Source organism: Pseudomonas sp. PvP001 (assembly GCF_040546375.1).
Taxonomy (GTDB): Bacteria; Pseudomonadota; Gammaproteobacteria; order Pseudomonadales; family Pseudomonadaceae; genus Aquipseudomonas; species Aquipseudomonas coleopterorum.
Genome location: NZ_JBEPNQ010000001.1, coordinates 3655942 through 3682358, shown reverse-complemented (window position 1 = coordinate 3682358; position 26417 = coordinate 3655942). Strand labels below are relative to the sequence as shown.

At 61.9% G+C, this 26417-nt stretch carries 26 protein-coding genes and 2 pseudogenes; 14 read left to right on the top strand and 14 right to left on the bottom strand.

The window, feature by feature from the left end; all coding sequences use genetic code 11:
* Window positions 1–65 precede the first annotated feature (65 nt).
* Window positions 66–1223: an ATP-binding protein gene (locus tag ABMD26_RS16875; RefSeq protein ID WP_354311838.1), complete on the top strand. Its 1158-nt coding sequence runs from the start codon at window positions 66–68 to the stop codon at window positions 1221–1223.
* A 78-nt stretch (window positions 1224–1301) separates the two neighbouring features.
* Here the strand turns inward: ABMD26_RS16875 and ABMD26_RS16870 are convergent.
* Window positions 1302–2949, bottom strand: a pseudogene (locus tag ABMD26_RS16870) (Na+/H+ antiporter).
* A 212-nt stretch (window positions 2950–3161) separates the two neighbouring features.
* Between ABMD26_RS16870 and ABMD26_RS16865 the strand changes: the two are divergent.
* The 4 genes from ABMD26_RS16865 to ABMD26_RS16850 are packed head-to-tail and all read left to right on the top strand — an operon-like array spanning window position 3162 to window position 6238.
* Window positions 3162–3509 (top strand): ArsC family reductase, encoded by a 348-nt coding sequence (locus ABMD26_RS16865; RefSeq protein ID WP_282345883.1) that lies wholly within the window; start codon window positions 3162–3164, stop codon window positions 3507–3509.
* Between the two features lie 35 nt (window positions 3510–3544).
* A complete protein-coding gene (gene dapD / locus ABMD26_RS16860; protein WP_282345885.1) occupies window positions 3545–4579 on the top strand; it encodes a 2,3,4,5-tetrahydropyridine-2,6-dicarboxylate N-succinyltransferase in 1035 nt (344 codons plus the stop codon).
* A gap of 55 nt (window positions 4580–4634) precedes the next feature.
* Window positions 4635–5840, top strand: coding sequence for an aminotransferase class V-fold PLP-dependent enzyme (locus ABMD26_RS16855; protein WP_354310818.1), 1206 nt, complete (start codon window positions 4635–4637; stop codon window positions 5838–5840).
* Entirely contained in the window at window positions 5837–6238 is a 402-nt protein-coding gene (locus ABMD26_RS16850) for a SufE family protein (protein WP_134723431.1), read from the top strand. The genes ABMD26_RS16855 and ABMD26_RS16850 overlap by 4 nt, the downstream gene beginning before the upstream one ends.
* A gap of 143 nt (window positions 6239–6381) precedes the next feature.
* Here the strand turns inward: ABMD26_RS16850 and tcdA are convergent, their stop codons facing one another.
* Complete coding sequence (gene tcdA, locus ABMD26_RS16845; RefSeq protein ID WP_134723432.1) at window positions 6382–7194, bottom strand: tRNA cyclic N6-threonylcarbamoyladenosine(37) synthase TcdA; 813 nt, start codon at window positions 7192–7194, stop codon at window positions 6382–6384.
* A 157-nt stretch (window positions 7195–7351) separates the two neighbouring features.
* Here tcdA and ABMD26_RS16840 point away from each other — a divergent pair, with 157 nt between their 5' ends.
* From ABMD26_RS16840 to ABMD26_RS16830, 3 genes are all read left to right on the top strand, one after another.
* Complete coding sequence (locus ABMD26_RS16840) at window positions 7352–7717, top strand: YajD family HNH nuclease (RefSeq protein WP_043185061.1); 366 nt, start codon at window positions 7352–7354, stop codon at window positions 7715–7717.
* Between the two features lie 8 nt (window positions 7718–7725).
* Window positions 7726–8196 (top strand): RNA methyltransferase, encoded by a 471-nt coding sequence (locus tag ABMD26_RS16835; protein ID WP_049862310.1) that lies wholly within the window; start codon window positions 7726–7728, stop codon window positions 8194–8196.
* 65 nt (window positions 8197–8261) lie between these two features.
* Window positions 8262–8627, top strand: coding sequence for a YgaP family membrane protein (locus ABMD26_RS16830; protein WP_049862311.1), 366 nt, complete (start codon window positions 8262–8264; stop codon window positions 8625–8627).
* A gap of 75 nt (window positions 8628–8702) precedes the next feature.
* On the opposite strand, the gene ABMD26_RS16825 is transcribed toward ABMD26_RS16830, so the two are convergent.
* Window positions 8703–9152, bottom strand: a complete 450-nt coding sequence (locus tag ABMD26_RS16825) for a YcgN family cysteine cluster protein (protein WP_049862312.1) — start codon at window positions 9150–9152, stop codon at window positions 8703–8705.
* Between the two features lie 188 nt (window positions 9153–9340).
* On the opposite strand from ABMD26_RS16825, the gene ABMD26_RS16820 reads away from it, so the two are divergent.
* Window positions 9341–9934: a nitroreductase family protein gene (locus tag ABMD26_RS16820; RefSeq protein ID WP_043185056.1), complete on the top strand. Its 594-nt coding sequence runs from the start codon at window positions 9341–9343 to the stop codon at window positions 9932–9934.
* 56 nt (window positions 9935–9990) lie between these two features.
* Here the strand turns inward: ABMD26_RS16820 and ABMD26_RS16815 are convergent, their stop codons facing one another.
* The 3 genes from ABMD26_RS16815 to rnd all read right to left on the bottom strand — a co-directional run bounded on the left by ABMD26_RS16815 (window position 9991) and on the right by rnd (window position 12415).
* Window positions 9991–10926, bottom strand: a complete 936-nt coding sequence (locus tag ABMD26_RS16815) for a D-2-hydroxyacid dehydrogenase (protein ID WP_354310813.1) — start codon at window positions 10924–10926, stop codon at window positions 9991–9993.
* Window positions 10927–10991: 65 nt separating this feature from the next.
* Window positions 10992–11285 carry a YcgL domain-containing protein gene (locus tag ABMD26_RS16810; protein ID WP_049862315.1) on the bottom strand — a complete coding sequence of 98 codons (294 nt, stop codon included), beginning with the start codon at window positions 11283–11285 and terminating at the stop codon, window positions 10992–10994.
* Complete coding sequence (rnd, locus tag ABMD26_RS16805; protein WP_049862316.1) at window positions 11282–12415, bottom strand: ribonuclease D; 1134 nt, start codon at window positions 12413–12415, stop codon at window positions 11282–11284. Before rnd ends, ABMD26_RS16810 begins: the two co-directional genes overlap by 4 nt.
* A gap of 205 nt (window positions 12416–12620) precedes the next feature.
* Here rnd and ABMD26_RS16800 point away from each other — a divergent pair, with 205 nt between their 5' ends.
* Window positions 12621–12845, top strand: a complete 225-nt coding sequence (locus ABMD26_RS16800; protein ID WP_049862317.1) for a DUF465 domain-containing protein — start codon at window positions 12621–12623, stop codon at window positions 12843–12845.
* Between the two features lie 43 nt (window positions 12846–12888).
* Here ABMD26_RS16800 and ABMD26_RS16795 read toward each other — a convergent pair whose 3' ends face one another.
* The 3 genes from ABMD26_RS16795 to ABMD26_RS16785 form a co-directional block, all read right to left on the bottom strand.
* The gene (locus ABMD26_RS16795) at window positions 12889–13497 is read right to left on the bottom strand and encodes a hypothetical protein (protein WP_354310809.1); all 609 of its coding nucleotides are present in this window, start codon (window positions 13495–13497) and stop codon (window positions 12889–12891) included.
* Between the two features lie 56 nt (window positions 13498–13553).
* Window positions 13554–14372: a hypothetical protein gene (locus ABMD26_RS16790; protein WP_354310807.1), complete on the bottom strand. Its 819-nt coding sequence runs from the start codon at window positions 14370–14372 to the stop codon at window positions 13554–13556.
* A 220-nt stretch (window positions 14373–14592) separates the two neighbouring features.
* Window positions 14593–14991: a nuclear transport factor 2 family protein gene (locus ABMD26_RS16785; RefSeq protein ID WP_354310805.1), complete on the bottom strand. Its 399-nt coding sequence runs from the start codon at window positions 14989–14991 to the stop codon at window positions 14593–14595.
* A 185-nt stretch (window positions 14992–15176) separates the two neighbouring features.
* Between ABMD26_RS16785 and ABMD26_RS16780 the strand changes: the two genes are divergently transcribed.
* The 4 genes from ABMD26_RS16780 (at window position 15177) to ABMD26_RS16765 (ending at window position 20953) form a co-directional block, all read left to right on the top strand.
* Complete coding sequence (locus ABMD26_RS16780; RefSeq protein ID WP_354310803.1) at window positions 15177–16370, top strand: ABC transporter substrate-binding protein; 1194 nt, start codon at window positions 15177–15179, stop codon at window positions 16368–16370.
* A gap of 3 nt (window positions 16371–16373) precedes the next feature.
* Window positions 16374–17243, top strand: coding sequence for a branched-chain amino acid ABC transporter permease (locus ABMD26_RS16775; protein ID WP_122743757.1), 870 nt, complete (start codon window positions 16374–16376; stop codon window positions 17241–17243).
* Window positions 17240–19732, top strand: a complete 2493-nt coding sequence (locus tag ABMD26_RS16770; protein WP_354310800.1) for a branched-chain amino acid ABC transporter ATP-binding protein/permease — start codon at window positions 17240–17242, stop codon at window positions 19730–19732. Before ABMD26_RS16775 ends, ABMD26_RS16770 begins: the two co-directional genes overlap by 4 nt.
* A gap of 141 nt (window positions 19733–19873) precedes the next feature.
* Complete coding sequence (locus ABMD26_RS16765; RefSeq protein ID WP_354310798.1) at window positions 19874–20953, top strand: amidohydrolase family protein; 1080 nt, start codon at window positions 19874–19876, stop codon at window positions 20951–20953.
* A 21-nt stretch (window positions 20954–20974) separates the two neighbouring features.
* On the opposite strand, the gene ABMD26_RS16760 is transcribed toward ABMD26_RS16765, so the two are convergent.
* From ABMD26_RS16760 to ABMD26_RS16740, 5 genes and pseudogenes are all read right to left on the bottom strand, one after another.
* Window positions 20975–21667, bottom strand: a complete 693-nt coding sequence (locus tag ABMD26_RS16760) for a GntR family transcriptional regulator (RefSeq protein ID WP_134723440.1) — start codon at window positions 21665–21667, stop codon at window positions 20975–20977.
* 75 nt (window positions 21668–21742) lie between these two features.
* Window positions 21743–23314: a gamma-glutamyltransferase family protein gene (locus ABMD26_RS16755; RefSeq protein WP_354310796.1), complete on the bottom strand. Its 1572-nt coding sequence runs from the start codon at window positions 23312–23314 to the stop codon at window positions 21743–21745.
* A gap of 206 nt (window positions 23315–23520) precedes the next feature.
* Window positions 23521–24636 carry an SMP-30/gluconolactonase/LRE family protein gene (locus ABMD26_RS16750; protein ID WP_354310794.1) on the bottom strand — a complete coding sequence of 372 codons (1116 nt, stop codon included), beginning with the start codon at window positions 24634–24636 and terminating at the stop codon, window positions 23521–23523.
* Window positions 24637–24986: 350 nt separating this feature from the next.
* Window positions 24987–25334, bottom strand: a pseudogene (locus ABMD26_RS16745) (GNAT family N-acetyltransferase); the annotation flags it as partial.
* Window positions 25335–25531: 197 nt separating this feature from the next.
* Window positions 25532–26416: a prephenate dehydrogenase dimerization domain-containing protein gene (locus ABMD26_RS16740; RefSeq protein WP_286916760.1), complete on the bottom strand. Its 885-nt coding sequence runs from the start codon at window positions 26414–26416 to the stop codon at window positions 25532–25534.
* Window position 26417: the final 1 nt, after the last annotated feature.

The window sequence follows — 26417 nt, the reverse complement described above, 5'->3', positions numbered from 1 at the left end:
GCAATAATGGTTTAATCCGTACACCGGGGTGCCATCAGGGGCTTCATGACAACGGATCCGTCTTCATGCGCCTGTCAGACTTCATCCTCAAGAACATCGAACCCATCCTTCAGACCTGGGAAGATTTCGCGCGAAGCCTGGAAACGCCCGGCACGCCGCTCGATCGTGAAGACCTCAGGGATCATGCGCACGCGATGTTGCTGGCCATTGCCGATGACCTGCGCAATGCGCAATCGAGCCAGCAGCAGACCGAGAAATCCAAGGGCCATGACGCCCAGAACGATACCACCGCAGCCAATGTCCATGCGCTTTCCAGGCTGCTTTCCGGATTCACCATCGAGCAGGTCGTCGCCGAATTTCGCGCCCTGCGCGCAAGTGTCATCAAGCAGTGGGTCAACGACGCCAGCAAGAAAGCCGACATCGATGTCGAAGACATGATCCGGTTCAACGAGGCGATCGATCAAGCCCTGGCGCGATCGGTGGGCAGCTACACCAAGGCGGTACAAGCCTCGCGGAACGTCTTTCTCGGCATACTGGGGCATGACCTGCGGACCCCTCTGGGCGCGATCATGCTGGGGGCGGACGCACTGCTGCGCACAGATGACCTGAGTGCGCGGGCCACCAAGATCACCTCGCGGATCTACACCAGCGTCAAGCGCGCTTCCCGAATCGTGGGCGATCTGCTGGACTTCACCCGATCCCAACTGGGCCCCGGCCTGCCGGTGTCGAAGACCAGGAGCGACGCGGCGCCTGCGCTCGAACGCGTCGTCGACGAGCTGCGCATGGTGAACCCGAACGCGACGATCCTGCTGGAAAGCCCGGTCAGTGCGATCGGCCTTTACGACGCCGCGCGCCTGGAACAGGTGTTTTCCAACCTCATAGGCAACGCTGTGCAACATGGTGATCCACAGGGGGCCATCACGGTGGCGCTGGTTGCCACAGACGATACGCTGAGGTTCACGGTTCACAACACGGGCGCGGTCATCCCCGAAGACGTCCTTGGATCGATCTTCAATCCATTGGACAGATATTCACCCGAGTCACCCACCGACAAAGGACCGCATGCCAGCCTGGGTCTGGGATTGTTCATCGCGTCCGAGATCGTCAGCGCCCATCAGGGGCATGTGGACGTCACCTCGAGCGCGGAAGCGGGCACCGTGTTTGTCGTCGAGATTCCCACGGGTGCCGCTGATCTACCTTCCTCCACAGACGCGCAAAGCTGATCATCCCGCGCGGCGCCTGTTCTGCGGGTGCTCCATTGCCGGCCCGCCGCAGAGCGCTGTCAAACCCGCGGCCCGGGCTCAGCGCCCGTGGCCGAGGTTGGCCTCGCTCATGTCCAGTTCGGCCAGCACCTCGCGCACGGCATCGTCGCCGATCCGGCGTTCGCGGCGCATTTCATAGAGTGCCAGGCGCTGCGCGCGCAGTGCCTTGATCCGCAGGTGGCGTTCGAGTTGATCCATTTGCCGGGCCAGCGCCTGGGCCTCGGCGGAATCCTCGAACGCGTCCAACTGCTGGCGATACTCGGACATGATCCGCGCCTTGAGCTCGGTCGCCAAGGCCGCCTGACTGGCGTCCTGCTCGGTGGCTTTCTGCGCTGGATCTTCCTCTTCGAGCGAGCGAATGGCCGATTCGGCGGTGTGGCGCCAGGCATCCCGTACTTCCTGGCGAGCGCCCTGATCATCGCTGGTGGCCACGCCGCGTAGCAGCAGCGGCAAGGCGATGCAGGCCACGACCAGCGACAGCAGGATGACACCGGCGGCGATGAAGATGAGCAGGTCTCGCTGAGGGAAGTCCTGACCGGGTGCCATCAACAGCGGCACCGACATGACGCCGGCCAGGGTTACCGCGCCGCGTACACCGCCCAGGGTCAGCAGGGCGCAGGAGCGGGCGTCTGGCAGCCGCGTGATAGTGGCCTTGCCGCGCAGGCGGCGTATCCATGTCGTCGCGCGCCAGGTGCTTTGCACCCAGACGAAACGCAGCACCAGCAAGACGCCGAAGATCGCCAGCACCTCCAGGCAGCGCCACGACAACGCAGGCCACAACGTCGGCTCGTGGCTCAGCACTGCCTTGACGATGTCCGGCAACTGCAAGCCGAGCAGGAGGAAGATCAAGCCGTTGAAGGCAAATTCCAGCAAGGCCCAGACGCTGCGGTTGAGGATGCGCGTGCGGGTCTGCCGGGGCAGCAGGTCCAGCCAGCTCTGCATCATGCCGGCAGCCACCGCGCTGAGGATGCCCGAGGCACCCAGGCGTTCGGCCAGCACATAGGCGGCAAACGGCAACAGCAGCATGAACACCACATGGGTGGCCGGATCGTCCCAGCCGCGCGCGATCATCCAGACACGCAGGCGCCCCACCACCCAGCTCAGCAGCACGCCCAAGGCCAGGCCGCCGACCGCCACCAGGACGAACGTGACACTGGCGTCGGCCAGGGAGAACACGCCGGTGATCGCTGCCGCCAGGGCGAACTTGAAGGTCACCAGGCCCGAGGCATCGTTCATCAGCGCTTCGCCCTGAAGGATGCGCATCAGCGGGGTCGGCAAGCGGTCCTGGGCAATCGCCGACACCGCCACGGCGTCGGTCGGCGACAGTACCGCCGCCAGGGCGAAGGCCACTGGCAGCGGAATGTCGGGCAGCAGCCAGTGAATGAAGTACCCCGCCCCCAATACCGTGAACAGCACCAGGCCCACCGCCAGCATCAGCACGGGGCCGCGGTAATGCCAGAGATCGCGTTTGGGAATGCGCCAACCATCGGAAAACAGCAGTGGCGGCAGAAACAGAAACAGGAACAGCTCGGGTTCCAGCGCAACGTGCAAGCCCAGGGTCGGCCAGGCGAGGATGGCCCCCGGCGGCGATTTGCAGCAGTGGCAATGGCAAGGGAATGACGCGGGCGAACAACCGCGAAACGCCGACCAGCATCAACAGGATCAGCACGGTGTAGGCGGTTTGCATGGGGCAGGATTTCCTTTGAATCGACAGGCAGGGATCATGGTAACGGTTTGCAACCGGTTTGGCCGCGAACGGGATGTCGCAGTTCAGTGATCGCTTCAAAGTCCAGCCGAGCCCAGCCCACGCAAGCATGGCGCTGTCACAGTCGATGCCGCATAATTCCCCGATTCGTTTTCGGGAGGCAGTGGGGCGCATTCGTAGCCCCTCCTAGATCAATGACGCATATTCTCTACGGCATCAAAGCCTGCGACACGATGAAGAAGGCCCGCACCTGGCTCGACGAGCACCAGGTGCAATACGCCTTCCATGACTACAAGACAGCTGGCATCGACCGCGAGCACCTGGCCCGCTGGTGCGACGAGCACGGCTGGCAGGTGGTGCTGAACAAGGCCGGTACCACCTTCCGCAAGCTTGCCGACGAACAGAAGGCCGACATCGACCAGGCCCGGGCCATCGAGCTGATGCTTGCCCAGCCGTCGATGATCAAGCGCCCGGTGTTGCAGCTTGGCGACAAGACCGTGATCGGCTTCAAGCCCGACATCTACGCAGCGGCCTTTGCCTGACACGGGCCCGCACTCATTCTGCACGAGGTAATTCCATGTCCAATTCTCTGTTCAGCCTGGCCTTCGGCGTCGGCACGCAAAACCGTCAAGGCACCTGGCTGGAAGTGTTCTACGCCCAGCCCCTGACCAACCCATCTACCGCGCTGGTCGATGCCATTGCACCCGTGTTGAACTACACCGGCGGCAACCAGGCCATCACCTTCAGCAACACCCAGGCTTCGCAGCTGGCCGAAGCGCTCAAGCACGTCGACCCGGCCCAGGCTGCCCTGCTCACTCGCCTGGCCGAGAGCCACAAGCCACTGGTCGCGACCCTGCTGGCCGAAGACGCCGCGCTGACCTCTACGCCCGAGGCGTACCTGAAGCTGCACCTGCTGTCGCACCGTCTGGCCCAGCCACACGGTCTGAACCTGGCCGGCATCTTCCCGTTGCTGCCCAATGTCGCCTGGACCAGCCAGGGCGCGGTCGATCTGGCCGAACTGGGCGAGCGTCAGCTGGAAGCGCGCCTGAAGGGCGAACTGCTGGAAGTGTTCTCGGTGGACAAATTCCCGAAGATGACCGACTACGTCGTGCCGGCCGGTGTGCGCATCGCCGACAGCGCCCGTGTGCGACTGGGCGCCTACATCGGCGAAGGCACCACCGTCATGCACGAGGGTTTCGTCAACTTCAACGCCGGCACCCAGGGCCCGGGCATGATCGAAGGCCGTGTTTCGGCCGGTGTGTTCGTCGGCAAGGGCTCGGACCTGGGCGGCGGTTGCTCGACCATGGGCACCCTGTCCGGTGGTGGCAACATCGTGATCAAGGTAGGTGAAGGCTGCCTGATCGGCGCCAATGCCGGTATCGGCATCCCGTTGGGCGACCGCAACACCGTCGAAGCCGGCCTGTACATCACGGCGGGCACCAAGGTGGCCCTGCTCGACGAGCAGAACCAACTGGTCAAGACCTTGAAGGCACGCGACCTGGCGGGCCAGCCCGACCTGCTGTTCCGTCGCAATTCGGTCACCGGCGCCGTGGAGTGCAAGAGCCACAAGTCGGCCATCGAACTCAACGAAGCGCTGCACGCTCACAACTAAGTGGCGATATCGGGCCCGGCATCTCTGCCGGGCCTCTTGCCCGGGGTCTTCGACCATGTTCCACGCCTCCCCCTGGCGCTCTGACTTCCCAGCCATCGCCGCCTTGCAACACCAGCAGCAGACCTACCTGGACAGCGCTGCCACCACGCAGAAACCACACGCCCTGATCGACGCCATCGGCCAGTACTACGCCCAGGGTGCGGCCAACGTGCATCGCGCGCAGCACCTGCCTGGCTCGTTGGCCACGCGTGCGTTCGAAGCCAGCCGTGAGAAGGTCGCGCAGTGGCTCAATGCAAGCAGTTCGGAGCAGATCGTTTTCACCCACGGTGCAACCAGTGCCCTGAACCTGCTGGCCTATGGCCTGGCCGAGCAGTTTCAGCCGGGCGATGAATTGGTGATCAGCGCCGCCGAGCACCACGCCAACCTGCTGCCCTGGCAACAATTGGCCAAGCGTCGCGGCCTGTCGTTACGGGTTCTGCCACTGGAAGCCAGCGGCGTGGTCGATCTGCAAGCGGCCGCGCAGATCATCGGCCCGCGTACTCGGGTATTGGCAGTGAGTCAGTTGTCCAATGTGTTCGGTGCGTGGCAACCGCTCTCGCCCCTGCTGGCGCTGGCTCGGGCTCAGGGTGCGATCACGGTGGTGGATGGCGCCCAGGGCGTGGTGCACGGACGCCATGATGTCGAACGCCTGCAGTGCGACTTCTATGTGTTTTCCAGCCACAAACTGTACGGCCCGGACGGCGTCGGCGTGTTGTATGGACGCCGCGAGGCGTTGCAGAAGCTCGCGCACTGGCAGTTCGGCGGCGAGATGGTGCACCAGGCCGACTACCAGAGCGCCAACTTCCATCCCGCGCCCTTGGGCCATGAGGCAGGCACCCCGCCCATCGCCAGCGTCATCGGCCTGGGCGCGACCCTGGATTACCTGGGCGGCCTGGACGCGCAGGCGGTCGCCGAACACGAGGCAGCCCTCCATGCACAACTGCTGGCAGGGTTGCGCGCGCGCAGTGGCGTTCAACTGCTCGGCGCACCGCAGGTCGCGCTGGCCAGCTTTGTCGTTGAGGGCGTGCACAACGCCGACCTGGCGCACTTGCTGACCGATCAGGGCATCGCCGTGCGGGCCGGACATCACTGCGCCATGCCGCTGATGAAGCACCTGGGTTTGTCCGGCGCCATTCGTGTGTCCCTTGGCCTGTACAGCGACTCAGGGGATTTGCAGCGGTTTTTCGAGGCGTTGGACAAGGCGCTGGAGATACTCGTATGACGATGAGTCCACAGGCACACGAGGCGCTACAGGTGTTCACCCAGACCGCCGGGTGGGAGCAGCGCGCGCGGTTGCTGATGCAGTGGGGCGAACGCCTGGAACCGCTGGGCGACGAGCAGCAGGTAGAGGCCAATCGCGTGCACGGCTGTGAGAGTGTGGTGTGGCTGGTGGCCGAGCGGCAGGGCGAGCACTGGCACTTCAAGGCGGCCAGCGATGCCCGGATGATCCGCGGCTTGCTGGCGCTGCTGCTGCTGCGGGTTCAGGGGCTGGAGTCGCAGGCACTGCGCGAGCTAGATCTTAACGCCTGGTTCGAGCAACTGGGCCTAGGCCGCCAGCTGTCACCTTCGCGCAGCAATGGGCTGAACGCGGTATTGAAGCGGATGAGCGAACTGGCGTGAATCTGTGCGTTGGGTGGGCATTCTTCGCGGGCAGAAGGCTCGCTACCCGCCCCGCTCCCACAGGGCAAGCATGGCATGCGCCTTTTGTGGGAGCGGGCTCTGCCCGCCGAAGAAGCCGCCGCGGCGTTGCAGTTGCCCTGCCCTCAGACTCCCGCCTTGACCCGATCCGCCGGCCGCCTCACTCCGGCGACGATCTTGTCGACCGCCTTGGTCGCCGCCACCATACCGAAGGTCGCCGTCACCATCATCACTGCGCCAAAGCCCCCCGCGCAGTCCAGTTTCACCCCGTCACCGACGAAACTCTTCTGCAGACAAATGCTGCCATCGGGCTTGGGATAGCGCAGCTGCTCGGTGGAAAACACGCAGGGAACGCTGTAGTGACGGGTGACCGTGCGCGAAAAGCCATAGTCGCGGCGCAGAGTCGAGCGCACCTTGGACGCCAGCGGATCGTTGAACGTCCGGTTCAGGTCGCACACTTGAATCAGGGTCGGATCGATCTGCCCGCCGGCGCCGCCGGTGGTGATGATCTGGATCTTGCGCCGCTTGCACCAGGCGATCAGCGCGGCCTTGGCATTCACGCTGTCGATGCAGTCGATCACGCAATCGATGTTCGGCGTGATGTATTCAGCCATGGTGTCGCGGGTGACGAAATCAGCCACCGCATGCACGGTACAACCGGGGTTGATGCCGCGCAGCCGCTCGGCCATCACCTCGACCTTGGGCTTGCCGACGGTGCTGTCGAGCGCATGCAACTGACGGTTGGCGTTGCTGACGCAGACATCGTCCAAATCGAACAGCGAGATTTCGCCCACCCCGGTGCGGGCAATCGCTTCCGCCGCCCAGGAGCCGACGCCGCCCACACCCACGATGGCCACGTGCGCATCACGCAGGCGCTGCATGCCCTCCAGACCATACAGGCGGGCAATACCGGCGAAACGGGGATCTTCTGTACTCATGGGGCGGCACCTCAAAAAACCGGCGCGCAGTATACATCACAGCCTGATGCAGGAGCGGTCATGGGATGCGCCGCCCTTTTCGCGGTCACGGACCGCTCCTCCGGACGAGGGAAACCGTTAATATAGCGCCTGACCGTCATTATCCGAGGTGAACCCCATGAGTTCGTCCACACCCCATACCGCCAAGCTCGATCGCATTCTGGCCGATGCCCAGCGCGAGCGCGAAAGCGGCTACCGCGACAAGGCCCTGCGCATGTACCCCCACGTGTGTGGCCGTTGCGCCCGTGAGTTCGCCGGCAAGCGCCTGAGCGAGCTGACCGTGCACCACCGCGACCACAACCACGACAACAACCCCCAGGACGGCTCCAACTGGGAACTGCTGTGCCTGTACTGCCACGACAACGAGCACTCGCGCTACACCGACCAGCAGTACTATGCCGAAGGCTCGACGAGCAGCCCGACCATCGCCAAGGCGACCCACAACCCCTTCGCGGCCCTGGCCGGATTGATGAAAAAAGACTGAGCGAGCACGTGGCCAACAAACGGTACAGCTGCATCGGGTTATTCAACCCCAAATCCCCGGAAAACGTCGGCTCGGTGATGCGCGCCGCCGGTTGCTATGGGGTCAATTCGGTGTTCTACACCGGCAAGCGCTACGAGCGTGCGCGGGATTTCGTCACCGACACCAAGCGGGTTCACTACGACATCCCGCTCATCGGCATCGACGACCTGCAGAAGATCATCCCCCTGGGCTGCACGCCCGTGGCCGTGGAACTGGTCGACGGCGCACGCCCGCTGCCCGAGTACACCCACCCAGACCGTGCCATCTACATTTTCGGCCCCGAAGACGGCAGCCTCGACCAAAGCGTGCGCGACTGGTGCGAAGACACCATCTATATTCCTACCACCGGCTGCATGAACCTGGCGGCCACGGTCAACGTCGTGCTCTACGATCGACTGGCCAAGGGCAACAACACGCGCTCCGGGCCCAAATTCAAATAAGCCGATGGAACAGCGTGACGATTTGGCAGTCAGCTTGTTATCACTGCCCTATCAGGAGATTCACCATGAGCGACAGCAAAACCGTGGACGTCATCAAATCCGTTACTCAGCCCGACTACCATAACGTCAAGGGTTGGGAACGCGCCGGCTCGCTGCTGGTAGGCGTCGTCACGATCGGCAAGGGTCTGCGCCGCGGCGGGATCTTCGGCCTGATCCAGGTGGCCATCGGCGGCGCTGCCCTGGCACGCGGTTGGAGCGGTCACTGCGCAGCCAAGTCGCTGGCCGAAAAAGGTCGTAGCGATCTGGAAGAGATCCGCAGCAAGATCGAGCGCGCTGGCGAAGACCTGCTGAATCTGAAGAAGAATGCCGATTCGGCCACCGACACGGCGACCGTGACCGGTGAAGATCCGGCTGTGACCCCTAAAGTCTAAGCTGTCGGTAGGCTGCCCATCCCTGCAACGCTGCAGGGATGGGCAGCGTTCTCACTGACCGACTTCCGCGCTCGATCAGCCCGCCCGAAAGATCAGATAGTCTTCCCAGTCGTCTTCATCGACATCCTTTTCGCTGACCATCTTTCCAGACTGTGAAATACGCTGTTTGTGCACCTGTTCGCGATCACCGCAGACCAGATGATGCCACAGCGGCAAATCCTGCCCCTGGCTGACCAGGCGGTATCCGCAGGTGGGCGGCAGCCACTTGAACTGGTCGGCCTGGCCCGGCGTCAGCTGGATGCAGTCAGGCACTTCGAGCTTGCGCCTTGGGTAATCGCTGCACTGGCAGGTCTTGAGGTCCAGCATCTTGCACGCCACGCGCGTGTAGTAGACGCTCTCGTCATCTTCGTCCTCGAGCTTCTGCAGACAGCACAGGCCGCACCCGTCGCACAGCGACTCCCACTCGACCGGATCGAGTTGGTCGAGCGTCTTGCGCATCCAGAAGGGTTCGACGATGGCGGCCATGTTACCGAGTGTCCTGTACGAAATTGACGGTTCAGGCATAGGCGGTACCTGAAAGGGCCGCCAGTCTAGTGCGCTGCGGCGCGCGGGCCAAGCCCTGGCGACTGCCGGTCAAGCTTCACTTGTCAGGCGCGATCGATTCGCAGTAGGTTTTGCCCCTGTCATCCATCACTCTCTTATTCAGGAATGCCATGAGCGCCAATCCCCGCATCGCCGACTACGCCATCCACGAGCAATTCATCAATCGCTGGTCGCCCCGTGCGTTCGAGCCGGTCGAGATCGAACAGGACACCCTGCTCAGCTTCTTCGAAGCCGCTCGCTGGGCCGCTTCGGCCTACAACTCGCAACCTTGGCGCTTTCTCTACGCGCGCCGTGGCACGCCGAACTGGGAGCGTTACCTGGGTCTGCTCAATGAATTCAACCGCTCCTGGGCGCAGCATTCGTCGGCAATCGTGATCATCGCCTCGAAGACCACCTTCACCGCACCCGGCGCGACCGAGGAATCGCCCGCGCTGTGGCACACCTTCGACACCGGTTCGGCCTGGGCCCACCTGGCGCTGCAAGCCAGCATCAGCGGCTGGCACACGCACGGGATGGCCGGCTTCGACCAGGACAAGACCCGTGAAGAGCTGAAAGTTCCCGCCGAATACGCGCTGCACGCCGCCGTGGCCATCGGCAAGCTGGGCGACAAGGCCACCCTGGCCGAATACCTGCAAGGCCGCGAGCTGCCGAGCCCGCGTCTGCCTCTGAGCCAACTGGTGGCTGAAGGCGACTTCACGCTGTGATCCGAAGGGTCGGCGCGCCATCCGCCGCCGACCCTGCTTACCTCCATCCCCGCAACTCAATAGCCGCGAGCGAAATCCACTTCGCCGCGCAGCGGCTTGCCGTCCTGCCACGCCTGCAGGTTCTCGACGAACAGCTCGACCATGGCCGACGGCGAGGTCGGTGCTGCGCTGTGGCCGGTGAGCAGCAAGCCCCACGCGGTCCAGAAGGGATGCTTGACCGGCAACGGCTCCTGCCGACAGACGTCGATGACCGCACCGGCCAGGTGCCCTTCCTTGAGCGCTTCCACCAGATCCGCGTCCACCACTGCCACGCCGCGTCCGGCATTGATGAACAGCGCTTCGGGCTTGAAACGCATGAACATCGCCGCATCGAACAAATCGTGGGTCTGCGGGGTGTCGGGCAGCAGGTTGATGACATAGTCGGCCTGCGCCACCAGGCGCCCGAGCTCGGCGAGCGGTGCCACTTCGGCGAAAGGCGCCAGCGTTCTTGCACTGCTCGCCACCCCGTTAAGGGTGACACCGAAGGGTTGCAGCAAACTCGCCACCGCCTGGCCAATCTCGCCGACACCGACGATCAGCACGCTACGCCCGGCCAGGCTCGAGCCGGGACGCGGATCCCACTTGCGCTCGACCTGGCTGACCAGTCGCGCCAGCACCTCGCGTTCATGGCCGAGCATGTACGTCAGCATGTACTCGGCCATGACCTGACCGAAAATACCCACCGCACGGGTCAGGCGATAGCCGCGCGGCAAGCCTTCCTTCAATAGCGGCGTAATCCCCGCCCAGGTCGACTGCGCCCATTGCGGGGTCGCGCCGGTGCGCAACAGGTTGACGAACAGGTCCGGCTGGCCGAGCCACACCGGGCAGTCTGCCGCCAACCGCGCCAGTTCGGCCGGATCGCCGCTGGTCTGTACATTCAAATGAGGAGCAGCTGCGCCGAGCAACCTGGCGTAAACGGCGTAATCGTGTTCGGCGATCAGAACGCGGGTCATTGCGAAACCTTGGTCAAGACAGCTGGCCGACCCTGTTTCAGCAGGGCGGCAGCAGATAGGGATGATCAGATGGGGTCGTTGCGGCGCAGCAGCTCTTCGGGAAGATGCTCGATGTACTCGTCTTCGGCGGGCGGCATCTGCAGGTGATAACCCTGGGTATCCAGGTGTTCCAGCACCAGATTGATGTCTTCACGCGCCAGGGCGCGCTCGGGGCTCAATACCAGGTCGAAGGCGTGCACCGGCTTGCCGAACACCCCCAGCAGGCCTTCGGGCACGCGCTCCAGCGCGTCGCTCTTGAGCACATAGAGGTACATTTCGTTCTTGCGCGGGCTGCGATAGATCGAGCAGATGCGTTTCATGACGGGTCTCCAGCGTTGGCCAGGCTGTCGAGCAGGGCCTGCCCCATGCGCTCGCGTCGCCATCCACGCAGCGAATCGGGCAATTGATAAGGGCCATCGGGGTAGCCGGTCTTGAGCAAGGCCTCGAGGGTTTTCTTGCGCAGCATCAGCTCGGGTGCCATGTTCAGGCGCTCCGCTTCGCGTTGGCCGATGGCGCGCAGCTGCTTGAGCACGGCCGAGCTTTCGATGGGCAAAGGCTCGGGCAGCGCCGCCGGCCACTGTTCGGGCGGAACGCTGGCACCGGTCTTGATCAACTCCAGAATCTGCTCGCCATCCTGGCGGACGGTACGCGGGTGCATGTCTTCGATCTTGGCCAGGGTCTGCAGGTTGTCCGGTTGCAGTTTGGCCAGCGGCCACAGCGATTGCTCACGCACGATGCGGTTGCGTGGCAGATTGCGCGCACGGGCCTCCCGCTCGCGCCAGGCGCACAACTCGCGCAGCACTGCCAATTGCGCGCGCGACAGCTTCCACGCCAGCTTGGCGTCACGGTACAGCTCGTCGGGGTTCACTTCGCGGCGCAGTTGGGCAACCAGTTCCGCGCCATCTTCAAGGACCCAGGCGTACTTGTCCTCGGACAACTGCGGACGCAGCTTCTCGAACACTTCGGCCAGGTGCACGGCATCTTCGGCGGCATAGCTGACCTGGGTATCGGACAACGGCCGCTGCAGCCAATCCGAACGGGTCTCGCCCTTGGGCAGCTCGATGCCCAGCACTTCCTGAACCAGGCGCGAGTAACCCATGGAGAAACCCAGGTTGAGGTAAGCCGCCGCCAATTGGGTGTCGAACAGCGGCGCCGGCAGGCTGCCGGTCAGGCGCAACAAAACTTCCAGGTCTTCGCTGCAGGCGTGCAGCACCTTGATCACCGCAGGGTTTTCCAGCAGTTGAGTCAGCGGTTGCCATTGGGTGATCGACAAGGGGTCGATCAGAAAAGCGCTGGCGCCGTCGCCGATCTGCAGCAGTCCGGCGATCGGGTAGAAGGTGTCGACCCGCATGAATTCGGTGTCGAGGGCGACGTACGGCAGGCGCTGCCAGTGGGCGCAATGCTCAGCCAGGCTGGCATCGTCGCGAATCCAGTGAATATCGATGGCCACAAGCCTCTCCCACGAATAATGGCGCGCAGTATATATCGGCCCTGCCCCCACGGGGACATCCATCCGTGCCTGCGGTCGCCAATCCTGAGAGCCCCCGTTGCGGGCACATGCATTGAACGATCTGCCCCCGACTGTGGGTCGAAGCTACGCATGGGGTCGTTTTCGATGGCCCGCCATTCTGTCCACACTGACCAGAGGTGTCGAGATGCCGGTAAAACACAACCTGTTCGCTGACCTGAAACTGAGCAAGGAAGAGGTCGAAACCCGCGCCAAGAGCGATGATCGCCTCAGCCAGCTGCTGACCGAATACCACGTCAGCGACGCCGACGTGGTCAAGGCCGAAGACCGCGCCGCGCCGGACGACGAGGTCAAGAAGCTCAAGGAAAAACGCCTGCTGATCAAGGACAAGATCGTCCAGCAGCTGGGCTAGTGCGAGCATGGGAGGCGGCGCAGGCGCGCCGCTTCCACAGTCCTCACAGCGCCGAGGATTCGCGCTTCAGGTCGGCATGGCGAAACGGCTTGGTCGCCCCTGAAAGCGACGTGGCCACCTGATCGAGCCAATGCTCGGCAGTGAATTTCGGTGCGCTGGCCGCCAGCACGATCAGCATCAACCCGGGCACCAGCGCAGTCGGCCCGAGACGTCGCGGGTTCCAGCGCTCCAATACCAGAAGAAACCCCAGCGCAGCGCTCGCACCGATGATCGCGCCCATGATGGCCTCCGCCATCGGGTGGATCACATTGCCCACCAGCGTCGCCGCGAACCAGACCCCAAAGCCAAGACCCGCCAGCGCCGCTGGCCATCGCAGCCGCGGGTGGATCTGCCGCGCCAGCACACTCGCCAGCACCGGCACCATCAAACAGGCATTCATCGCATGGCCACTGAATACGGCAACGTTCAACGACGGCAAGCCGATGCCCCACCCCTTGAACAGAATCTTGCTGGCGCCGACCAGGGCGTAGGCGCCCAGCACCGTCAGCAACCACACCGCACACGCCGCGCGAGTGCCACTCAGCCAAAGCCAACCGGCAATCACCAGCGCAATGGGAAACATCACGGTGATCGCACCGTACTCCAACAACATGCATCACTCCTTCACAATCGAACCAACTGCGCCGGTCGTGTAGATCCGGCGCGACATCAAGGCGTCTTGTTGAGCGTTATACGCGAGATATCATGGACCGCGATGTACTTCTTGGCATTCTTCGACACACGTACGCATCCGAACACCAGCACGTAGGCACCGGCCAGGTCCTCGAGTTCGTGAATGGGAAAGCGCTGGATGAAATCGTCGGACAGCGAACTGTCGACCACCACGCTCAAGTCCTGCCGCCCGCCGGTGTTGAGCCACAGGCTCGGCGGCTGATCGCCCGACTGCGCCGCATCGGAGATCAATCCCCAATAACCGCGCATGCGCTCCAGCTCATCAAACTCGGCATGGGCGAACGGCACGAAGAAATCGCGGACCTTGAACAGCCCGCTTTCCACCGAGATCAACTGCTCCGAGCGACGAAAGTCTTCACTCAGGATCAGGTTCTTCAGCAACGTGCTCAAGCGCCGATGACGGGTCTGGGTTCTTTGTGTGGCATGCCCGCCACTCTGGCGGCCTGCGCCATAGGTGGCCTCTGCGCCCTCCTCCACCGCGTGATGATGCAGCGGTGCGCCAAAGGCAAAGTCCACCTCGATGCGTTCGCCCCGGTTGACCACATCGTCCTGATCCAGGGTGTCACCTCGGTACGACGCGCTCTGCGGGCCGCCCATGTCGCAGAACTCGGCATGGGGCCGGGCACCGAAGCAGGAGGCCTGACCACTGCGCGCCGCCTTGCGATAGAACCCCGGGCCCATGCAACGCGGACACAGCAGATTGCGCCGCATGACGGCAATGCACTTGGGGCTCAGCGCCTCGAATCCGGCAATGTCGTAAACGGTGTTGTTGATGGTGCACAAGGCGACGTCCATGCAGCTCTCCGGCTCAGGTGTTGGGTGGGGGGAGCGGGAGGTTGGCAGCGGATGGAATGGGATGATAGGCGAAGGGGGGATTTTCAGATTTTTCTTACAGGGTTTCTGCTGCGCGGTTTTTTTGGCAATAGAGCGGGTTAGCGAGCCGGAACGCAACGGCTCACTTTGCCCATAGGTACGGGTGGCTGAAACACGGGCCGGAGGTTTGCCAGGTCGTTTTTCAGGCCTTGGCAATTTCTGGCGTCAGCAGCCATTCGGCGCTGTCATTCCAGACGTCCATGCGGACTATCTTGCCATTACGCACCTCGAATCGATCCAGATAACGATTGCCCGAGAAACTGCGGCCATCAGCCCATTCGCCATAAAGCGTTCCGTTTGAATACACCACGGTGTGATCACCACGGTCCATCCAGTCGAAATCACCCAGGGCCTTCTTGACCCACGCGTAACGTGAACCGTTGAACGCAGTGATTGCCTGGGGATCGGGCATCATCCGTCCGCCGGTAAAGGTGATCTGCACATCCTCACTCATGAACGTCGCGGCGCGGACCGGATCCGGGGCCATCGAGGCTTCGAGGAAACTGCTAACAATCTGTACGTCTTTGTTCATGTCGATCATCGTCACAACTCCTGAATCATGGGACGTCCGCTGATGGCGGGTGCATCCGCTTGGTGCGAACCGCTTTATTTTGGCGCGCAGACCGCGGTATTTACTGACATATCAGCCATTTTTGTGGATCTAACGACTGGCATCCTACTTGCTAGCAATAAATATGCAAATGCTAGCAATCAGGAGAGTAAACCATGGCCACCTGGCTTCCAAACCTGCAACGTCTGCTGTTCCCCGTGGCTGCGGCAGCCACGCTCAACCTGGCAATGATCCATGGCGCGCAAGCGGTCGAACCGCCGATCAAAGTCGGTTTGGTAGCCGCCCTTTCGGGCCAATCGGCCAAGTCCGGGGAAGCCCTGACCCGCGGCCTGACCATGGCCATCAATGAGGTCAATGCCAGCGGCGGCGTGCTTGGCCGTCAGTTGGAGCTGGTGCGTCGAGATGATGAAAGCAACCCGTCCAAGGGGATGCTCGCCGCGCGCGAGCTGGTCCAGCGCGAGAAGGTCACCGTGCTGTTCGGCGGACTGGACACGCCAGTTTCCCTGGCTATCGTGCCGCTGGCCAATCAACTGAAAGTACCGTTCATGGGCATCTGGGCCGCGGGTACGAAAATCACCGAAAACGGTTCGGCAGACAACTACGTGTTCCGGGTCTCCGCCGTCGATGAGCTGGTGGACGAGGCCCTGGTGCAATACGGGGTCGACAACGGCATGAAAAAGCCGGGCATGATCCTCATCAATAATCCCTGGGGCGAATCCAACGAGGCAGGTTTCAAACGCGCCCTGGAAAAACGCAGCCTGGCCAATGCCGGTGTCGAGCGCATTCAGGACAGCGACCTGGATGTGGTTCCGCAACTGACCCGCCTGAAAAACGCCGGCGCGGACACTCTGCTGATGGTGGGCAACGTGGGTCCTTCGGCACAGGTGGTCAAATCCCTGGACCGCATGGGCTGGGACGTGCCTGTGGTTTCTCACTGGGGGCCGGCGGGTGGTCGTTTCGGCGAACTGGCGGGGCCGAACGCGTCCAAGGTCCATTTCATTCAGACCTACGTGTTCACGGAACACAACGGTGCCAAGGGCGATGCATTGTTGGCCGCATTGAAGACGGCCTACCCGCAGATCAAGACCGTGGCCGACGTCACCCCGGCAGTCGGCATCGCCAACGCGTACGACGCGCTGCATCTCGCCGCCCAAGCCATCGAAAAGGCCGGCACCACGCAGGGCCCTGCCGTGCGCGACGGATTCTACGCAGTCACGGACTATGACGGCTTGATCAAGCACTACAAGCAGCCGTTCAGCCCATCCAAGCATGATGCCCTGGGCCCTGACGACTATATCTTCACCCACTTCGTCAACGACCAGATCGTGCCGCTCAAGCCTCAGGAGTAAGCGATGTTCACCGCCGCCGTTATCACCGGGCTCGGCCTGGGCAGCATGTACGCCTTGCTGGCATTGGGTTTTCACCTCACCTACGTCGTATCGCGCACCGTCAACTTTGCCCAGGGCAGCGCCATGATGGTCGGTGCGGTGCTCGGCTACCTGTTTTGCATCAACTGGGGCTGGCCACTGTGGCTGGGCGTGCCACTGACATTGATCCTCTGTGCGGTGTATGGCTTGGTGATCGAGCGCTACCTGGTGCGGCCCTTTCACAGCCGTGGTTCGCAGGCCTGGTTGATGGCAACGGTGGCGGGCGGGATTCTGGTGGACAACCTGGCGCTGTTTACCTTCGGCAAGGAACCTCGGCAGTTCGAGAGCCGCTTGGTGAACCTGAATGTCGAGCTGTTCGGCAGCCATATCAGCGCCCTGCAGCTGTTGATTCCACTGGCAGGCGCGGCTGTCGCCCTGGCGCTGTATCTGGTACGGCGTTACACCCGGCTGGGCAAGGTATTGGAAGCCTGCGTGCAGAATCCGCGCGCTGCGATGCTGATGGGCATCAACGTCAATCGTGTGGTCGCCATCGCCTTTGCGCTGTCGACCGTCTTCGCGGCGGTGGCAGGCCTGTTGATTGCGCCGCTGTTCAGCGTCAACGCGGAAATGGGCATGTTGTTCGGCCTGAAAGCCTTTGCGGTGGCGATTCTCGGTGGCATCGGCAGCGCGGGCGGTGTGTTCGCCGCCGGATTGCTGTTCGGCCTGGCCGAGGCGTTGATCACCCTGTACTTCGGCTCTGCATTCACCCAGATATTCACGTTTGCGCTGGTCATTCTGGCGCTGGCGATTCGTCCTAACGGCCTGTTCGGCAGCCGGGTATTGGTGAAAGTATGAACAACCTCAAAACCCTGGTCGCTCCAGCGTTCATCGCCTTGCTCGCTGTGGTCTGCGGCGTCATGGCGTTCACGCTCGACAGCTACTCGTTACTGGTTTTCACCCTCTGCGCCCTGGCGGCGGTGGTCGGCGTCGGCCTCAATATCCTGATTGGCCTGAGCGGACAGATTTCCTTCGGGCATATCGCGTTCTACGCGATAGGCGCCTATGTATCGGCACTCTTGACCATGGCCGGATGGACGCTGTGGCTGGCCCTGCCAATGGCCGGTGCGGTGGCGGGTCTGATTGGCGCGCTGCTGGCGATCCCCGCGCTTCGGGTCAGCGGCCCTTACCTGGCGATGATCACCATCGCCTTTGCGTTCGTGGTGCATCACGGATTGATCGAATGGCGGGACGTGACCGGGGGTTCCAACGGCTTGATGGGTATCCCGCTACCGGAGTTCGCCGACCTGGATCCAGCGATCCTGCTCGCCCTGCTGGCCGCCGCGCTGATGATCGGCGCGCTGCTGTTCTATCGACGCCTGAGCCAGAGCGGCTGGGGCAAGGCCATGCGTGCGGTGAAAACCTCGGAAATCGCGGCACGCTCGCTGGGCTTCAATCCGGTGATCAGCAAGACCCTGGCGTTCGCATTGTCCGCAGCGCTGACCGGGCTGGCAGGCGGTTTGCTCGCGCCATTGCTGATGTTCATCAACCCTGAATCCTTTCCCTTCTCCCAATCCATCCTGTTCGTTCTGGCCGTGATCGTGGGCGGCAGTGGCATGCTGTTCGGGCCGCTGATCGGCGCAGTGTTGATCGTGCTGGTACCGGAACTGCTCTCGGATTTCGCCGAATACCGGCTGTTGATCTTCTCCCTGCTCCTGCTCATCGTATTGTGGATCGCGCCCAACGGACTGCTGGGCGCCCTTGCCCGACGCCTGATCAAACCGGTGCGCTTGCTGCCGCCGACGTCCATCGATCAAGCGCGCATGGCCGCGCATCTACGCAGCCGTGGCCCGTCCTCGGGGTTGCGGGTTTCCGATATCGGCATTCGCTTCGGCGGTGTGCAGGCCGCGCAACACGTCAGCCTGCAGGCACCCGCTGGCAGTATCACCAGCATCATCGGCCCCAACGGCGCGGGCAAAACCACCGTTCTGAATATGATCAGTGGATTCTACGCACCGGACAGCGGCCAGATCGAATTGCAGCAGCCGCTGGCCGGCCTACCCGCCTGGAAAACCGCCAGGGCCGGCATCGCCCGTACTTACCAGACCACCTTGCTGTTCGGCGAAATGTCCGTACTCGATAATCTGTTGGTGGCGATGCAGAAGGGACGCCTGGGTCTGCCGTTCAGCCGCGCCCCGGAAACACAACGCAGCCTGGCGCTGGATCTGCTGGCATTGGTGGGCTACCGCGGCGAGGTGAATATTCCCGCCGAAGATTTGCCTCACGTAGACCGTCGCCTGGTGGAAATAGCCCGGGCGCTGGCGACCGCACCGGCCGTATTGCTGCTGGATGAACCTGCCGCGGGCCTCAGTCGTCGCGACACCGACGACCTGGCGACACTGCTGCGCAAGCTGGCTGACTTCGGCCTCACGGTCATTCTGGTCGAGCACGACATGACGCTGGTCATGTCGGTGTCCGAGCATTTACTGGTGCTTGACGCTGGCAAGCCGATCGCCTCGGGGCCGCCGTCTGAAATCCGCCAGAATCCGCAAGTGATCGCGGCCTATCTGGGCGGCACCGACTATCAGGCCACCGCGCGTGCCCAACCCTGGGCTGGTAGCCGCGATGCGCGTCTGTACGTCAAGGATCTGGTCATTGACTACGGCGCGTCCGCCGTGGTCAACAAGGTCAATCTGCTGGTCAATCCTGGCGAGCTGGTGGCCATTCTCGGCGCGAACGGCGCTGGCAAATCGAGCATTCTGCAATGCCTGGCCGGCCTGCATCGCGCCAGCAGCGGCAGCATCCTGCTCGACAACGAAAATATCGAACAGACCAGCGCTAGCCTGATTGCCGCACAGGGCCTGGCACTGGTGCCCGAAGGCCGTCAGGTCTTTCCTTACCTGAGCGTGCGCGACAATTTGCTACTGGGCGGTTACTCACGCCGCGAAGCCTTCGATACCGACGCTGAAATCGAGGCCATCCTCAGGCGCTTCCCTCGCCTGCGCGATCGCATCGACAACCCGGCCGGCCTGTTGTCCGGAGGTGAACAGCAAATGGTCGCGGTGGGTCGCGGTCTGATGGCGAAGCCGAAAATCCTGTTGCTCGACGAACCCTCCCTAGGCCTGTCGCCCGCCATGATCGGCGAGCTTTACGACGCGCTGGCTGCCCTGCGTGACGAGGGCGTGACCATTCTGCTGGTGGACCAGATGGCCAACCTGGCGCTGCAAGTGGCTGATCGTGCGTATGTGCTGGAAACCGGGACCATCGTGAAAACCGGCAGCGCCGCTCAATTGCGCGAAGACAAAGACCTGGCTGCGGCCTACCTGGGCGAAGGTGTCAGTGCATGAAGGCGATGAAGATCATCAATGTGCGGCTCGGCGCCGATAGCCACCTGACCGAACTGCAGGTGGAGAACGGCTATTTCGTCGAAGCCTTGAGCGCAGACGCAGGCCCATGGGAAAACCCTCGATTTGCGTGGGCAGCTCGTGATGCCCGGCCTGATCGAAACCCACATTCACCTGGACAAAGCCTGCATCATGCAGCGATGCCATCTTCAGGAAGGCACGCTGGCGGAAGCGGTGGCCCAAACCCGAGCGGCCAAAGCCGGGTTTACCGAAGACGATGTGTATCGGCGCGGCTCGCAGGTGCTGGATAAGGCCATCGTGCAGGGCACCACGCACATGCGCACCCATGTGGAGCTTGATCCGCAGATCGGCTTGACCGGCTTCCATGCCATTCGCCGTTTGCAGGCCGACTATGCATGGGCGATCACCCTGGAACTGTGTGTGTTTCCGCAGGAAGGAATGCTCAACAACCCAGGGACCGAGGCACTGTTGTGCCAGGCGCTGGAAAGCGGTGCAACGGTCCTGGGTGGGTGCCCGTATATGGACAGCGACCCGTTGGGGCAGATCCAGCGGCTGTTCGAACTGGCCACACGCTACGACTGCGACTTGGACCTTCATCTGGATTTCGATTTGAACCCCGAAGGCCTGACCGTCATGGAAGTCGCGCGCTGCACTCGGCTGCATGGTTGGGGCGGACGTGTGACCATCGGCCATGTGACCAAGCTGTCCGCCCTGCCCCAGGGATCACTGACGGTGCTCGCACTGGAGCTGGCCGAAGCGGGCGTTCAAGTGACCTGCCTGCCCAGCACCGACCTGTTCCTGATGGGGCGCGACGTGTTCCACAACAAACCTCGGGGGCTGGCACCGCTGGCGCATCTGCACGCCTGCGGCGTGACGTGTTCGGTGTCCACCAACAATGTCGGCAACCCGTTTACGCCCTATGGCGATGCTTCGCTGGTGCGTCAGGCCAACCTCTTCGCCAACGTCAGCCAGATGGGCACAGTGCCGCAGTTGCTGCAGTGCCTGGCCTGGGTATCTAGCGAATCGGCACGCCTGCTCAGGCTGAAGGATTACGGCCTGCTACCGGGCTGCCGCGCCGACTTCATCGTCTTCGACGCGCCTTCGCCAGCAGCGGTGATCGCCGAGATAAGCGCCCCGGTGATGGGCTTCAAGGGTGGCAGGCAAACATTCAGTCGACCGGTCGGGACGTTGCTGAGGCCATGATTGAACGGGCAAGCCTGCTCGTCAGCCACTCAGCGCCTGCTTGAGGTTGAACTCCTCCAGGGCTCGCTCTTCCAGGGCCAACTGCCCTTCAAGTTCGTCCAGGTGTTCCAGCATGACCCGTACGGCCCCCGCGTTATCGCCCTGTTCCAGCGCGGTGATGATCTGCTGATGTTCGTCCGACGCGCATGAGGGCACATCGTTGCGCTGGTACAGCGCCACGATCAATGAGCTGCGCACCATCAGATTGCCCAGGATATCGCTGAGCACGACGTTTCCACTGATCTCGCCGAGCATGAGATGGAATTCGCTCAGCTCGCGAACGATGGCGCGTCGATCGGTATCGCTGGTGGCTTTGCGCTCGTTGTTCATATGGCTGGCAATGCGCTGGCGGTGCTTGCGCATCACGGCCGGGGTAATGGCCTCGACAATCGCCCGTTCGATGGCGCGACGGGCACTGAAGATGTCCCGCGCCTCCTTGGCTGTAGGCTGGGCCACCATGGCGCCCCGATTGGCTTCGATGGTCACTACTTTCTGCATCGCCAACCGCTGCAGGGCGACTTGCACGTGATTGCGGTTGGCCTGCAAGGTTTCGACGATGTGGGCTTCGACCAACCGAGTGCCGGGCGGCAGGCGATGGTGGGCAATAGCCTTGAACAGCGCATCGACGATACGCTGCACCTCAAGCTGTTTGGCAGTGACGGTACTCAACCCCATCGTTTCCTCTGTTGTCTAGAAAGCCTCATGCCTATACACGAGATGGCTAGTATCCGGCAAATACCCGTTCAACCTTCATTCTGCCTGACCAAGTGCCGTACCCTCGCCTCGCGGATCATGCATGGCACTGCGCCGCCCTTGGGCATCGATGGCGATGATACCGGCGTGGCCCGTCATCGGGCTCTGCGCCGGTATGATTTCCACCCCATGACCCAGCGCCGCCAGGCCTTCGATGCCCGCGGCGCTCATGTCGCCTTCGAGTTTGAGGTTGTCGGTGCTGTCGAAAAAACTGCGGCCCAGCAAAAAGCGGGGGAAGCCCAAGGCCTGATCGATAGGCTGCTGATAGTCGATGAGCTGCGTCGCCAGGACCATCTGCGTCTGCGGTTGACCATCGCCTCCCTGAGTGCCGAAGAACCAGCGGCGGCCATCGTCGGCCAGGTAACAGGATGGGTTGAGCGTATGGGCGGGACGCTTGCCGGGGGCCCAGCCATTGACGTGTTCGGGGCTGACGTTGAAACCCGCAGCACGGTTCTGCCACAGCACCCCGGTGTCGCCCAGAATACAGCCCGAGCCGAAGTCGTGAAACAGGCTCTGGATAAGGCAGGCCGTCCGGCCCTGGGCATCGGTCGCAGCCATCCAGACCGTATCGGCAGGGCGTCCCGGCTCGTTCCACGGCGCTGCTCGCTGGTCATCGATGGCATCGGCATACTCCTGAGCGTGCCGTTCATCGAGACTGGCAGCGAAATCCCAAGCGGTGCTCAGCGGATCGCACAACTGCGCGTTGCGGCGCAGCAGACCTTGCTTGATGGCTTCGACCAGGTAGTGGTAATAAAGCGCGCTGCCATTGCCGACCTGGGCGAGTGGCTTATGCTGCAGCGCGGCCATGGCCTGCAAGGTATAAAGACCCTGGCACGGCGGTGCGACGTTGTAGAGTCGGCCCTGCCGGTAAGGCACCGAAACAGGGGCCACCAGCGGTGCACGCGTGGCCGCCAGGTCGGCCTGGGTCAAGCCACAACCGAGCCGATCAAACGCCGCCCCGAACGCGTGAGCCAACTCGCCCTGATAGAAGTCCTCGACACCGTACTTGGCCAGATGCCGCAGGGTGTTGGCAAGCGCCGGCTGACGCAGCGTATCGCCTGCGCGCAACCAGCGCCCATCGGTCTTGCAGACACCGTGCAGGTCCGGCAACTGCTCGATGAGTGGCTGCCGCAGTGTCTGCCAAAACAGCTGGGACTGTGAAACAGGCGTGCCCGCCTCCGCCACGCTTGCGGCGTCCTGCAACAGGTCGGCCCAACCCAAATGGGAGCCCCACTCCTGCCTGCTGATAGTCGCCGCCGTCTGCCAACTCGCCAGCGCACCCGCCGTGGTAGCGACCGAGGATGGACCTCTCAAACCGATGACCCCGCCGTCGGGCAACCGCTGCCCGGCCTGCCCGATCCCCACGATGGTGCGGACCTGGGTGTCGTGGATCATCCAGAGGGCATCTCCGCCCAGGCCGGTCATGTGCGGGAACACCACGGCCAGCATGGCACTGGCTGCCAGCATGGCATCAATGGCCGTGCCACCCGCATCGAGGATCTGCATCCCTGCGGCACTGGCTTGGGCGTGAGGCGTGCAGATCACAGCATGAGAAGAGGTAGCGATCATGATTCGAGGCCCTGACTTTGCTAGCTATCTGTGAATTTATTGTTAGCAGAGCAATAAGTGTGCCGCGCTTTTTCCTGGTGACTGGTGAGGCTCGGGTTGGGCAAACGGCGGTGGGCTGAATCAATGGCTCGGTAGGCGAAGAGGATCTTCAGACTTTCAGACAGTGTTTCTTATCGGCGGGGCCACGATCTGCGCCCCCGCTCCGGTCATTGCGCGGCGTCGAACTGCGAGGTGGCCTCGATAGGCGCCTTGACCAACAGATAAGGCGGCTGCCGGGTATCGAACCCCCTGCCCATCCGGCTCCACTGCCCCAACGTCACGTACACCGAATCGGCGGTCACGAATACGCCGTCCGGCCACACCAGCCGCGGGTCGCGCACGACCACGTCGAGGCGGCCATCCGGCCAGCGACGCAGTACTTGGTGATGCTCGGCATCGGTCATGTACAGACGGCCCTGAGCGTCCATGTCCATCCCGTCGACCATCACCTTCTCGCCTTCATCCTTGATCTGGGCAGCCAGTTGTCGATCATCGAGGCCGAAGTCGGAAAGTGCCGCGGTCGGCAGACTCCACAGGTGTCGACTGGTGAGCGGCGAGTAGAACAGACGCGAACTATCGGGCGTGAGCGCGAGACCATCGACGCCACCGTGAGGGAATGCGGTGTTCTTGCCGTCGTAGCGCATGGGCACACCGTCGAGTTGGGTGACGAAATCCTTCTGCGCCACGATGGAAGGATGACCGGCAAGCACACGACGCTGCTTCCCCGTGGCCAGATCCACCACCACCAAAGCAGGGTCGTCGCCGAAGGATGAGTCGGCGACATAAGCGGTGCCTTGGCTGCCGTGGGTCAGATCGATGCGCAGGTCATTCATGTGGCTGTCCTGACGCAGGGCATCCTTGAGCTCGATGGACGTCACGATGCTGTTGCTGCTCAAGTCGATACCCACCACCTTCGCCGCCCCCGCCGGAATACCCTGCTTGCCGGCGCGCTTGCCATCGTCGATCAACCAGAGGCGCCCACGCTTATCCAGGGTCATGCCATGCAGGGAAACGAGACGCTTGGCGTCGGACAGCCCAGACGGCAGGCTCACATCGGCGGAGGGATAGGGAACCAGCTTGCCGTTGACCAACTCGCCCAGCGTCATGCCGGTGTGATCATCGGCATGACGCGGAAAGCCGACAAAGGTGCGCCCTTCCGGAGTAACCACGATGCCCGACGGCCCTGGGCCACTGAACGCCGCCACCTCCTGGATGGAACCAATGGGAACCAGGCTGCGATCAATGGTTTCGGCCTGGGCTGCAGTCGCTGTCAAAGCCAACATCGCGGCCGCCAAGGCGGTGATCGAGGCTCGCTTCAATGGGTTTTTGGTCATCCTTTCCGGGCTCCTGCGGGATGAGATGGATTTGTGGACACTGGGCTCTGAAACCGGTTTCAGAATTGTTCGAAAAAAAACCTGTCGGGGTGTCGGATGGAACGGACGGGCGACAGGTTCATGGGTATTGAAGGGAGTTAGGGTGGGAAAGTTCCAGGGGATGGCAACGTGTGGTTGGGAATGGCCTGCACCACGGTTGACAAATAACTGAAATTTACCCCGAAAACTAAGAAGTGATTCTTCAGAAAACTACGATCACATCATTCGATGCCCCAATTCCTGAACATTAAGCAAACCAGTCACAGTCGCTTTACCATAGGAACACACGCCAGCTGAAGCCCCGAAGGAGAACGGTAAATCGCAGGCTTCTGAATAACAAAGCCGTAGCGTCGGTAAAAGTCAGCCGCATTCAAAGTAGCATCAAGCTTGACTTCTTCCAAGCCCAAATCCCGTGCCAGACATTCGAGGTGATACAGGATTTTCCCACCAGTGCCTCTTTGTCTAAAGCTAAGATGCACAAAGATCGCGCCTATTCCGCCTTTTGCAAGGTCAAGCATTCCTGTAGCCACAGGCTTTCCCTTTATACAGCCCAGATAGAAGTGCTTTTCCATCAGTGTGTAATATCCATCCTCGGCCCCACCGGTCGTCTAGGTCAACAGCAGCATTTCGGTGACGAAGTAATACCGTGGACGGCTGGAACATTAGCGCAACTGACACTTTCGCGACCTATTTGATAGTATCTGAGCCACTATCAAGTATCATATTAAAGGCCTACTAACTTAAGTTGCCCTTTATGCTAGCAGCAAGACATTATGGCATTTATAGAGCCATATTTACTGATAAGTCAACTGGTGATCCGATTACGACTAAGAACATCGAAAAACTGCGCGCTAGCGTCAGTGTAGATCTGGAGATGCTTACCCAGATACTTTCGCACTTCACACAACTCATCGGAAAAATGGTCACTGCTATTTTCTAGACTTAAATTAGTGAGCAGCGCTAGGCTTGAAATCATCCGATCACGCTGCTGCTGAGCACCAGGGTTATTTTTTTGGATATCCCAATACGTCTCAGGCGAATTGCGGAGAACCCTAGCAACCATACTCAACATAGCTTTCATAGGCGGAGGGGACAGAGCGTTCAATGTTTCTATGTCAAATCCTGATCCCTGCAGTGCTAAAGCAAAGGCTAGAATCGCAGCATGAGGCAGGCTTTGGCATACAGCCATTAGTGCGTCATGCTCAGCAGGCGCCACCTTGGCAACCTCCATTTCATTGTGCGAAAGTATTGTCTCAAGCAACTCTCCTGCCTTGCTCTGACGGTACTCGCACACCGCTACACTCCGACCACGGCAGTCAAGATCTGGGGAGAACATAAAATTTACTCCTACTGAAACTACGCTTGGAAATAACACCGCGGTCTTCGCATGAAATGCCTCTTGAATTGAGCAAGTATTTATGATGACTTCGACTGGAGAATGTTTTCGGGAAAGACTTTCGAGTGTTGCGATCGCCAAGTCCTCAGCCAATGCAAAAACAATTGTGGTGTTTTCCTGCAATATATCCGATCTATGTTCAACCACGTCCAGCGCGCTCAGCAGGTAGTGGCGATACTGCGGCGGTGGCGCTACAAGATCGACTATAGTTATAGCGCGGGTGTGAGGCTCTAAAATCTTAGCCATGAATTGCCCCACCCTTCCCGCGCCGCCCAATATCAAAACATTATTCAAG

Coding starts and splice junctions, on each gene's coding strand:
- ABMD26_RS16780 (WP_354310803.1), top strand. CDS start 15,177: ATGGCCACCTGGCTTCCAAACCTGCAACGTCTGCTGTTCCCCGTGGCT.
- ABMD26_RS16815 (WP_354310813.1), bottom strand. CDS start 10,926: ATGACCCGCGTTCTGATCGCCGAACACGATTACGCCGTTTACGCCAGG.
- ABMD26_RS16775 (WP_122743757.1), top strand. CDS start 16,374: ATGTTCACCGCCGCCGTTATCACCGGGCTCGGCCTGGGCAGCATGTAC.
- ABMD26_RS16810 (WP_049862315.1), bottom strand. CDS start 11,285: ATGAAACGCATCTGCTCGATCTATCGCAGCCCGCGCAAGAACGAAATG.
- ABMD26_RS16750 (WP_354310794.1), bottom strand. CDS start 24,636: ATGTTGGCTTTGACAGCGACTGCAGCCCAGGCCGAAACCATTGATCGC.
- ABMD26_RS16790 (WP_354310807.1), bottom strand. CDS start 14,372: ATGGACGTCGCCTTGTGCACCATCAACAACACCGTTTACGACATTGCC.
- ABMD26_RS16760 (WP_134723440.1), bottom strand. CDS start 21,667: ATGGGGTTGAGTACCGTCACTGCCAAACAGCTTGAGGTGCAGCGTATC.
- ABMD26_RS16830 (WP_049862311.1), top strand. CDS start 8,262: ATGAGCGACAGCAAAACCGTGGACGTCATCAAATCCGTTACTCAGCCC.
- ABMD26_RS16765 (WP_354310798.1), top strand. CDS start 19,874: ATGCCCGGCCTGATCGAAACCCACATTCACCTGGACAAAGCCTGCATC.
- ABMD26_RS16820 (WP_043185056.1), top strand. CDS start 9,341: ATGAGCGCCAATCCCCGCATCGCCGACTACGCCATCCACGAGCAATTC.
- ABMD26_RS16875 (WP_354311838.1), top strand. CDS start 66: ATGCGCCTGTCAGACTTCATCCTCAAGAACATCGAACCCATCCTTCAG.
- dapD (WP_282345885.1), top strand. CDS start 3,545: ATGTCCAATTCTCTGTTCAGCCTGGCCTTCGGCGTCGGCACGCAAAAC.
- ABMD26_RS16795 (WP_354310809.1), bottom strand. CDS start 13,497: ATGTTGTTGGAGTACGGTGCGATCACCGTGATGTTTCCCATTGCGCTG.
- ABMD26_RS16865 (WP_282345883.1), top strand. CDS start 3,162: ATGACGCATATTCTCTACGGCATCAAAGCCTGCGACACGATGAAGAAG.
- ABMD26_RS16840 (WP_043185061.1), top strand. CDS start 7,352: ATGAGTTCGTCCACACCCCATACCGCCAAGCTCGATCGCATTCTGGCC.
- ABMD26_RS16800 (WP_049862317.1), top strand. CDS start 12,621: ATGCCGGTAAAACACAACCTGTTCGCTGACCTGAAACTGAGCAAGGAA.
- ABMD26_RS16855 (WP_354310818.1), top strand. CDS start 4,635: ATGTTCCACGCCTCCCCCTGGCGCTCTGACTTCCCAGCCATCGCCGCC.
- ABMD26_RS16850 (WP_134723431.1), top strand. CDS start 5,837: ATGACGATGAGTCCACAGGCACACGAGGCGCTACAGGTGTTCACCCAG.
- ABMD26_RS16755 (WP_354310796.1), bottom strand. CDS start 23,314: ATGATCGCTACCTCTTCTCATGCTGTGATCTGCACGCCTCACGCCCAA.
- tcdA (WP_134723432.1), bottom strand. CDS start 7,194: ATGAGTACAGAAGATCCCCGTTTCGCCGGTATTGCCCGCCTGTATGGT.
- ABMD26_RS16825 (WP_049862312.1), bottom strand. CDS start 9,152: ATGGCCGCCATCGTCGAACCCTTCTGGATGCGCAAGACGCTCGACCAA.
- ABMD26_RS16785 (WP_354310805.1), bottom strand. CDS start 14,991: ATGATCGACATGAACAAAGACGTACAGATTGTTAGCAGTTTCCTCGAA.
- ABMD26_RS16770 (WP_354310800.1), top strand. CDS start 17,240: ATGAACAACCTCAAAACCCTGGTCGCTCCAGCGTTCATCGCCTTGCTC.